This window comes from Pseudobutyrivibrio xylanivorans, assembly GCF_010906925.1.
Classification (GTDB): Bacteria; Bacillota; Clostridia; order Lachnospirales; family Lachnospiraceae; genus Pseudobutyrivibrio.
In genome coordinates this window covers 1-1,067 of the sequence record NZ_VTVE01000010.1, presented here as the reverse complement: position 1 = coordinate 1,067, position 1,067 = coordinate 1, and the positions used below count along the sequence as shown (strand labels likewise).

At 47.4% G+C, this 1,067-nt stretch carries 1 pseudogene; it reads left to right on the top strand.

The window, feature by feature from the left end:
- Nucleotides 1-1,067 (top strand): annotated as a pseudogene (locus tag F0Q01_RS13805) (hypothetical protein); the annotation flags it as partial.

Sequence of the window (1,067 nt, the reverse complement as noted above, 5' to 3'; positions counted from 1 at the left end):
CTCATTGAAACACTCTGGCTCTCAAGTTCACTTATTCTTGCAGAGGCACTTGCTGACTCTGACTCTCTTATACTCTCAGAGATACTTGCTGACTCTGATAAACTTGCTGATGTTGATGCGCTCTCACTTGCTGAAGTACTTGCACTTGTTGATGCACTTGTGCTTGCTGACTCACTTGCTGATGCTGAACTGCTCTGGCTTGCTGATGTTGACTCAGAAGCTGATGCACTGTTGCTTAATGAAGCTGATGTTGATGCAGATTCACTAGCTGATGTGCTTGCACTTGTCGATGCACTTGTGCTTGCTGATGTGCTTGCGCTTGTTGAAGCACTTGTGCTTGCTGACTCACTTGCTGATGCTGAAGTACTTGCGCTTGTTGAAGCACTTTCGCTTGCTGATGTGCTTGCACTTGTTGATGCGCTTGTGCTTGCTGACTGGCTTTCTGATGCACTAGTTGAAGCAGAAGTGCTAGCTGATGTCGATGCACTTTCGCTTGCGCTAGCTGATTCAGATAAGCTTATGCTCATTGAAACACTCTGGCTCTCAAGCTCGCTTATTCTTGCAGAAGCACTTGCTGACTCTGACTCTCTTATGCTCTCAGAGATACTTGCTGACTCTGATAAACTTGCTGATGTTGATGCGCTCTCACTCGCCGAAGTACTTGCACTTGTTGATGCACTTGTGCTTGCTGACTCACTTGCTGATGCTGAAGTACTTGCGCTTGTTGATGCAGATTCACTAGCTGATGTGCTTGCACTTGTTGACGCACTTGTGCTTGCTGATGAACTTGCGCTTGTTGATGCAGATTCACTAGCTGATGTGCTTGCACTTGTTGACGCACTCTCACTTGCTGATGTACTCGCACTTGTTGATGCACTCTCGCTTGCTGAGGCGCTTGCACTTGTCGATGCACTCTCGCTTGCTGATGTGCTTGCACTTGTTGACGCACTTGTACTTGCTGACTCACTTGCTGACGCTGAGCTGCTCTGGCTTGCTGATGTTGACTCAGAAGCTGATGCACTGTTGCTTAGTGAAGCTGATGTTGATGCAGATTCACTAGCTGATGT